This is a genomic window from Variovorax sp. 20P10.2.4 (genome assembly GCF_058244205.1).
Map to the genome: position 1 here is coordinate 1 of NZ_JBZAYE010000328.1, position 8,088 is coordinate 8,088.

At 69.4% G+C, this 8,088-nt stretch carries 7 protein-coding genes; 1 reads left to right on the forward strand and 6 read right to left on the reverse strand.

Annotated features, from left to right (window positions below; genetic code table 11):
* Window positions 1-103: 103 nt before the first annotated feature.
* Both AC27VN_RS25450 and AC27VN_RS25455 read right to left on the reverse strand, forming a co-directional pair.
* Window positions 104-1,264, reverse strand: coding sequence for a branched-chain amino acid ABC transporter substrate-binding protein (locus AC27VN_RS25450; protein ID WP_490878319.1), 1,161 nt, complete (start codon window positions 1,262-1,264; stop codon window positions 104-106).
* Complete coding sequence (locus AC27VN_RS25455; protein WP_490878320.1) at window positions 1,261-2,169, reverse strand: LysR family transcriptional regulator; 909 nt, start codon at window positions 2,167-2,169, stop codon at window positions 1,261-1,263. The genes AC27VN_RS25450 and AC27VN_RS25455 overlap by 4 nt, the downstream gene beginning before the upstream one ends.
* Window positions 2,170-2,274: 105 nt before the next feature.
* On the opposite strand from AC27VN_RS25455, the gene ggt reads away from it, so the two are divergent.
* Complete coding sequence (ggt, locus tag AC27VN_RS25460) at window positions 2,275-4,077, forward strand: gamma-glutamyltransferase (protein WP_490878321.1); 1,803 nt, start codon at window positions 2,275-2,277, stop codon at window positions 4,075-4,077.
* A gap of 81 nt (window positions 4,078-4,158) precedes the next feature.
* On the opposite strand, the gene fahA is transcribed toward ggt, so the two are convergent.
* Genes fahA through AC27VN_RS25480 form a run of 4 tightly spaced genes read right to left on the reverse strand, consistent with a single transcriptional unit; the run spans window position 4,159 to window position 7,956 of the window.
* Window positions 4,159-5,427 (reverse strand): fumarylacetoacetase, encoded by a 1,269-nt coding sequence (fahA, locus tag AC27VN_RS25465; protein WP_398498303.1) that lies wholly within the window; start codon window positions 5,425-5,427, stop codon window positions 4,159-4,161.
* Between the two features lie 28 nt (window positions 5,428-5,455).
* Window positions 5,456-6,430: a Bug family tripartite tricarboxylate transporter substrate binding protein gene (locus AC27VN_RS25470; RefSeq protein ID WP_490878322.1), complete on the reverse strand. Its 975-nt coding sequence runs from the start codon at window positions 6,428-6,430 to the stop codon at window positions 5,456-5,458.
* The gene (gene hmgA / locus AC27VN_RS25475) at window positions 6,427-7,737 is read right to left on the reverse strand and encodes a homogentisate 1,2-dioxygenase (protein ID WP_490878323.1); all 1,311 of its coding nucleotides are present in this window, start codon (window positions 7,735-7,737) and stop codon (window positions 6,427-6,429) included. Before hmgA ends, AC27VN_RS25470 begins: the two co-directional genes overlap by 4 nt.
* A 21-nt stretch (window positions 7,738-7,758) precedes the next feature.
* Window positions 7,759-7,956: a DUF2783 domain-containing protein gene (locus AC27VN_RS25480; RefSeq protein ID WP_057593179.1), complete on the reverse strand. Its 198-nt coding sequence runs from the start codon at window positions 7,954-7,956 to the stop codon at window positions 7,759-7,761.
* Window positions 7,957-8,088: the final 132 nt, after the last annotated feature.

An 8,088-nucleotide genomic window follows, 5' to 3' on the forward strand; every position in this document is an offset into this window, starting at 1 on the left:
GCGCGCCGCGTCATCCAGAGCCTGCTGGCGTACAAGGCGCGCGTCGCGCCCTACAGCCTGCAGGCCGACCAGGCCGTGTTCAAGGTGCGTTGAGCCCGCCCGCTCAGGGCATCTGGATCGTCGCCAGGTGCGCGCGCACGCCGCGCCTGAAGGTATAGAGCGCCAGCTGCGGATGCAGCAGGTCGCCCTTGGCATCGAAGGAGATCCTGCCCGTGAGCCCGGCGTAGTCGCGCGTGCGCGCCAGGAAGGGCAGGTAGGTCTCGGGGCTCGCGGAATCGGCGCGGCGCATCGCATCCGCGAGCACCTTCACCGCATCGTAGGAATAGAGCGAGACCAGCTCCGGGTCCATGTCGAAGCGCTGGCGGTAGGCCTTCCTGAAGTCGCGCAGCCGGCCTTCGCGGTCGTCCTCGATCTCGCCCGAGGCCGCGCAGAACACCTGGTCGTCGCGCGCCGCGCCGCCGGCCAGGCGCAGCAGTTCGTTGTCGCAGATGCCGTCGCCGCCGAGCACGCTGGCACCGAGGCCGAGCTGCTTCATCTGGCGCAGCATCGGGCCGGCCATCGCGTACATGCCGCCTATGAAGATCGCATCGGGCTGCTGCGCCTTGATCGTCGTCAGGATGGCCGAGAAGTCGCTGCTCCTGTCGCTCGCATGTTCGCGGCCGACGATGGTGCCGCCCGCGCGCACGGCGGCCTTGGCGAACTCCTCGGCGATGCCGTGGCCGTAGGAGCTGCGGTCGTCGACGATCGCGAAGCGCTTCATGCGCAGCCGCTGTACCGCATGGGTGGCGATGGCGTCGCCGATGCTGGCGTCGCCGGCAACGATGCGGAAGGTGGTCTTGAAGCCCTGGTCGGTGTACTTGGGCGCCGTCACCGAAGGCGAGACCTGCGGAATGCCGGCCTCGCTGTAGAGCCGCGAGGCGGGAATGGCCGAGCCCGAGGTCTGGTGGCCGACCACGCCGTTGACCCTGGCATCGACCAGTTTCTGCGCGGCCGCCGTGCCCTGCTTCGGGTCGCCCGCATCGTCCTCGGCCATCAGCTCGAAGCGCGCGCGCTGTCCGCCGATGCGCAACTGCTGGCGGTTGAGTTCGTCCACCGCCAGTTGCCCGCCCTTCTGGTTGGCCTTGCCCGAGACGGCCAGCGCGCCGCTCATGGGCGCCACCAGGCCGATGCGGATGGTCTGCTCCTGCGCGAGCGCGCCGAAGGCGAGACCGGCCAGCGCGCTCGCCAGCACGCGCTTCGCGATGCGTGATGAAGACGGCTTCATGGGGTCTCCCGCGCTTCGAACCAGTGGGCCGCGAAATCGCGCACCACCTGCACCAGCTTCTGTTCGCCCTTGCTGGCCAGCCGCACGAGCGCAACCGGGATCGACACCTCGAGCTGCGATTCCACCGTGATGCGCCGCAACCGGCCCGCGGCGATCTGCTCACCGGCGGCCGCGAGCGCGCCGAAGAAGATCGCGTCGGAGCGCGCCGTCGCGGCGATCAGGGGCTCGAGCTCCTCCGACTCCACGGTGGTCGAGTGGCGCACGTCGTCGCTCAGGCCGTAGTGCTCCTTCGTCAGCGTGGCCACCTCGTCCGACACGTCGGTGCTGAGGATCGGGTACTGCAACAGGTCCTGCATCGTGACCGCCGCGCGCGCGGCCAGCGGATGGCCGACGCGGCAGATGGCGCCGCCCGCGAGGCCGCCCAGGCGCTCGACCACGAGCTCGTCGGACAGCACCAGCGAACGCGCGTCGATCAGGATCGCGTCGATCGAGCGGTCGCGCAGTGCGCTCATGAGAAAGCGCGCCGTGCCGCGGCGCACCAGCAGCTTCATGCGCGGATGCGTCTCGAGCACGTGGTTGATGAAGTCCGCGCTCATGCAGGCACCGGGACCGGCGCCGAAGCCCACGCGCAGCGTGCCTTCGAGCACGGCCTCGTCCTTCACGCCGATCGAGAGGTTGTCGACGTCGACCAGCAGCCGGCGCGCGCGCTCGACCACCAGCGAGCCCGCGGCGGTGGTCGTGCAGCGCCGGCCGAGCCGCTCGATCAGCGGCACGCCGATTTCCATCTCGAGCGACTGGATGCTCTTGCTCAGTGCCGATTGCGTGAGGTGCAGGTTGGCGGCCGCGCGGCTGAAGGAGCCGGTCATCGCCAATTCGATCAGGTGCGCCAGCTTTCTTGTCTCCATGAGGATCCGGAATAGGTAACTCGAAAATCTTTCGTTAGACGCTGGCTGGACCGGGCACTACAGTCCGCCCCCGGGAGTGCGCACCCCCCAAAAAGCCTGGCGAGCATGCCAGAGATTCACAACTTGAGGAGACTCACAGTGCCCTTCACGCACGCCACGTCGCGCCGCGCATTTCATTCCCTGATCCTGTTCACCACCATCGGTATTTCCGCTTGCGGCGGTGGTGGATCGGGCACTGCCTTCGCACCCATCGTTCCCCCCGCGTCGCCTCCGGCCGAGAGCACCACGCTCAACGCCGGGGCCGTCGCATCGCCCGACCAGTTCGGCGCGGCCGCCGCCAAGCAGATCCTCGACGCGGGCGGCAATGCCGTCGATGCCGGTGTCGCCACGGCCTTCGCGCTCGCCGTGACCCTGCCCGAGGCGGGCAACCTCGGCGGCGGCGGCTTCATGACGACCTGGATGAACGGCAAGCCCTACTTCCTCGACTTCCGCGAGAAGGCACCGGGCGCGGCCACGCCCACCATGTACCTCGACAAGAACGGCGACGTGATCCCGGGCCTGAGCCTCGACGGCTCGCTGGCCGCGGGCGTGCCGGGCTCGGTCGCTGGCATGTGGACCGCGCACCAGCGCTTCGGCAAGCTCAGCTGGGCGCAGGTGCTGGCACCGGCCATCGCCTATGCGCGCAACGGCTTCGTCGCGTACTCGACGGCCGAGCTGACCACCGTCAACAGCCGCTCGAACTTCAACAAGTACTTCGGCGGCAAGATGATCAAGGGCCAGCTGTTCAAGCAGTCCGAGCTGGCCGACACGCTGCAGCGCATCAGCGACAACGGCGGCAGCGAGTTCTACACCGGCAAGACGGCCGACCTGCTGGTGGCCGAGATGGGACGCACCGGCGGCCTGATCAGCAAGAACGATCTGAAGAACTACCAGGCGGTGTGGCGCGACCCTGTGGCCATCGACTGGAACGGCCACACGGTCTACACCGCGCCGCCGCCGAGCTCGGGCGGCTTCGGCATCGGGCAGCTGCTCAAGATGAAGAAGGACCTCGAGCCGCAATTCGCCAAGGCACCGCTCAACTCGGCGCAGTACGTGCACCTCACGGCGGAGATGGAGAAGCGCGTGTTCGCGGACCGCGCGCAGTACCTCGGTGACTCGGACTTCTACCAGGTGCCGATGCGGAAGCTGCTGGCCGACGACTACCTCAAGGGCCGCGCGGCCGAGGTCAACCCCGCCACGCCGACGCCGCTGGCCAAGGTGAAGCCCGGCCTCGGCACCGACCCCGTGCCGCCGGTCAGCACCGGCGAGAAGCCGCAGACCACGCACTTCTCGGTGGTCGACAAGTGGGGCAATGCGCTGGCCATCACCTACACGCTCAACGGCGGCTTCGGCAGCGGCATCGTGGTCGAGGGCGCGGGCTTCCTGCTGAACAACGAGATGGACGACTTCTCCGCCAAGCCCGGCGTGCCGAACCAGTTCGGCGTGGTCGGCGGCGACGTCAACTCGATCCAGCCCAACAAGCGCCCGCTGTCGTCGATGAGCCCGACCATCGCGGTGAAGGACGGCAAGCTCGCGCTGGTGCTCGGCACGCCCGGCGGCTCGCGCATCTTCACGGCGGTCTACCAGGTGCTGGTCAACGTGCTCGACTACAAGCTGCCGCTCGACCAGGCGCAGGCGCAACCGCGCTTCCACCACCAGCTGCTGCCCGACAACGTCATCTACTACGAGGCCGAGCGCTTCCCCGCGGCCACGGCCGACAACCTGCGCGCACGCGGCTGGACCATGCAGGACGGACTGGCCGGCGGCCAGAACATCCAGGCGATCCAGGTCGTGGGCAATGCGCCGGTGCCGGTGTCCGACCCGCGCAATCCCGACGGCCTCGCGCTCGTGATCGCGCCGAAGCCTTGAGGCCCTGACGTGAAAAAGGCGGTGAAGGCGTTGCCGCCTCCACCGCCTTCACCGCCGTGCGCATGGTGAACGCCGGTGGCGTCAGACCACCGTGCCGCTGACCTCGCCGAGCCCGATGCGCACCGCGCCCGCGCGCTCGCACCAGCCGCGCATCACCAGCGTGTCGCCGTTCTCGAGGAAGACGCGCTTCTCGCCGTTAGGCAAGGTCACCGCCTGCTTGCCGCCGAGCGTGAGCTCCATCAGCGAGCCGGCCTGGTCGGGCTTCGGGCCCGAGAGCGTGCCCGAGCCCAGCAGGTCGCCGGGCTGCAGGTTGCAGCCGTTCACCGTGTGGTGCGTCACCAGCTGCGCGGCGGTCCAGTAGGCGGCCTCGGTGGTGTTGCCGAGCGTGAGGCGCACCGGCGCTTCGCCGGCTTCGCGCATCTTCGCGGTCTGCAGCAGCACTTCGAGCGTGATGTCGAGCGCGCCGGCTGCGCGGTTCGACGGCGCATCGAGGTAGGGCAGCGGCTGCGGATCGCCCTCGGGCCGCTCGAACTTCGCGCGGAAGGGCGCGAGCGCTTCCATGGTCACGATCCACGGCGACAGCGTGCTCGCGAAGTTCTTCGCGAGGAAGGGGCCGAGCGGCTGGTATTCCCAGGCCTGCAGGTCGCGGGCCGACCAGTCGTTGAGCAGCGTCACGCCGAACAGGTGCTCCTCGGCCTCGCCGATGGCGATCGGCTCGCCGAGCGCATTGCCGCGGCCGATGAGGAAGCCGAGCTCGAGTTCGTAGTCCAGGCGCTTCGACGGGCCGAAGCTGGGCTCGGCGGCATCGGGGGCCTTGGTCTGGCCCTGCGGGCGCTTGAAGACCTGGCCGCTCACACCGATCGACGAGGCGCGGCCGTGGTAGCCGATCGGCACCCACTTGTAGTTGGGCATCAGCGGCTGGTCGGGACGGAACAGCTTGCCGATGGTGGTCGCGTGGTGGATGCCGGTGTAGAAGTCGGTGTAGTCGCCGATGCGGCAGGGCACGGTCATCTCGGCCTGCGCCTGCGCGACGAGCGCCTTCGACCAGGCGGCCTGCTTGTCGCTGCCTTCGGCGAGGCCGGCCGAGAGCGCGGCGCGCAGCGCCTGGCGCTCCTTGGTGCCCGCGGCCATCAGCGCGTTCATGTCGTCGCTGTCGACGAGGCCGGCGGCGCGCAGGTCGAGCACCTGGTCGCCGATGGCGACGCCGATGCGGAAGGCCTCGGTGCTGCCGGCGGCGCGGAAGCGGCCGAAGGGCAGGTTCTGGATCGGGAAGTCGCTGCCGGCTTCATTGGCCGAGGCGACCCAGCTGCGCAGCTTGGGGTCGTGGGTGGCGTTCAGTGCGGTGGTCATGGATGTGTCTTTCGTTGCGGTGTTCGGTTCACTCGGCCGTCATGCCGGCCTTCTTCGCCACCTCGCCGAGCCGCTGGTACTCGGTCTGCGTGAGCGTGGCCAGTTCCTGCGCGCTCGAGCCGCGCGGCGAGAAGCCGGCCTGCGCCAGCTTGGCCTTCACGTCGGGCTGCGCGAGCGCCTCCACGAAGGCCTCGTTGAGCGCCTTCACGATCGGCGCCGGCAGGTTGGCGGGACCGTAGACGCCGAACCAGGGCTCGAGCGCATAGCCCTTGAGGCCGGCCTCGGCGATGGTCGGCACCTCGGGCAGCGAGGGCGAGCGCGTGGGCCCGGCCACGGCCAGCGCGCGCAGCTTGCCGGCCTGGATGTGCGGCAGCGAGGCCGGCAGGTTGTCGAACATCAGGCCGATGTTGTTGCCAAGCATGTCGGTGATGGCCGGGCCGCTGCCCTTGTAGGCCACGTGCGTCAGCTCGGTGCCGGTCATCTGCGCGAACATCACGCCGGCCAGGTTCATCGAGGTGCCCGCGCCCGCGGTGGCGTAGGGCATGCCGGGGGTCTTCTTCGCGGCCGCGATCAGGTCGGCCACCGACTTGATCGGCGAGGCCGCCGGCACTTCGAGCACGATGGTCGAGGTGCCCAGCAGGCTGATGGCGGTGAAGTCCTTGCGCGGATCGAAGGCCATCGACTTGTAGATGTGCGGGTTCAGCGCATTGGTCGAGATGGCGCCGAAGCCGATGGTGTAGCCGTCGGGCGCGGCCTTGGCCACGGCGTCCATGCCGATGTTGCCGCCCGCGCCGCCGCGGTTGTCGATCAGCACCGGCTGGCCCAGCTTCTCCGACACCTTCTGGCCCACGGTGCGCGCCACCAGGTCGGTGGTGCCGCCCGGGGTGTAGGGCACGATGAAGCGGATCGGCTTGGCGGGGTAGTCCGCGGCCTGCGAGAACAAAGGTGCGGCGAGCAGCGCGAGGACCGCGGCGCGGCGCGTCAGGGCGAAGACGGGGCTCATGGCTTGAACTGGTCCTTGAGGCCGGCCCAGCAGTCGGCGTAGTCGGTGTCGAGCGCCTGGCTCTGCAGCGCGAAGTTTGTCGGGATGAAGCGGTAGCGGCTCTCGAACATGAAGGCCAGCGTGTTGTCGAGCTTGTGCGGCTTGAGGTCGGCGTGGGTGGCCTTGTCGAAGGCTTCCTCGTCGGGGCCGTGCGGCACCATGCTGTTGTGCAGGCTCGCGCCGCCGGGCTTGAAGCCGCCGGGCTTGGCGTCGTACTCGCCGAGCACCAGGCCCATGAACTCGCTCATCAGGTTGCGGTGGAACCACGGCGGACGGAAGGTGTTCTCCATCACCATCCAGCGCGGCGGGAAGATCACGAAGTCGCAGTTGGCGGTGCCGGGCGTGTCGCTGGGCGAGGTCAGCACGGTGAAGATCGAGGGATCGGGATGGTCGAAGCTGATCGAGCCGATCACCATGAAGTGCGCGGTGTCGTACTTCACGGGCGACAGGTTGCCGTGCCAGGCGACCACGTTGAAGGGCGTCTGCTTCATCGGCGCGTGCCAGAAGCGGCCGCCGAACTTCTTGACGATCTCGTAGCCGCCTTCTTCCGCTTCGAAGGCCGCCACCGGCGCCTGGAAGTCGCGCGCGTTGGCCAGGCCGTTTGAGCCGATCGGGCCGAGCTCGGGCAGGCGGAAGTGCGCGCCGTAGTTCTCGCAGACGTAGCCGCGCGAGAGTCCGTCGGGCAGCGCCACCTTGAAGGCCATGCCGCGCGGCAGCAGCGCGATCTCGCCGGGCTTCACCTCGAGCACGCCGAGCTCGGTGGTGATGACCAGCCGGCCCTGCTGCGGCACCACCAGCATCTCGCCGTCGGCGTTGACGAAGGCGCGCTTGTCCATCGAGCGGCCCGCCAGGTACATCAGCGAGCCGATGCCGACCTGCGACTCGGCATCGCCGTTGGCCGCGATGGTGTGCATGCCGTCGACGAAGTCATGTTCCCCCGCGCCGTCCAGCGGCTGCGGATGCCAGCGCAGCGGCTCGGGCGGCAGCGCGATCTCGCGGTCGGCGCCGGTGCTCCAGTGCGCCTGCGCATAGGGCTGGTAGCGGCCCGACACCACCGAGGGCTGGCGGCGGTAGAGCCAGGTGCGGCGGTTCTCGTGGCGCGGCGCGGTGAAGGCGGTGCCCGAGAGCAGCTCGGTGTAGAGGTCGAAGGGCCCGCGCTGCGGGTTGTTGCGGCCCTGCGGCAGCGCGCCGGGCACGGCCTCGGACGCGTATTCGTTGCCGAAGCCGCTCTGGTAGCGGCGCTCGGTGGCGGGAGTTGCGGCGGTCATGGTGTCCTCACTGGATGGTGTTCATTTCGCGGCCGCGAGCGCTTCGCGCAGCACGGGCAGCGAGCCGATGTGGTTGGCCAGCAGTAGCACGAGGCGCGCGTTGTACGCATGGCTCTCCTCGGTGCTCAGGCCCTGGTGCGCCTCGATCAGCGCTTCGTAGAAATCGTCGGGCGCCTCGAGGTGCGCGTCGGTGATCAGCGTGGGGGTGGATGCGGTCATGGGCAATGTCTCGCTGCGTGTCGTCTCAGGCCCGGGCCAGCGCGCGGTCGAAGGCCGCGCGGATCTGCGCGGGCGACGGTGCGCGCCAGCGCGCGCTCACATGCTGGTCGGGACGCAGCAGGTAGACGGTGC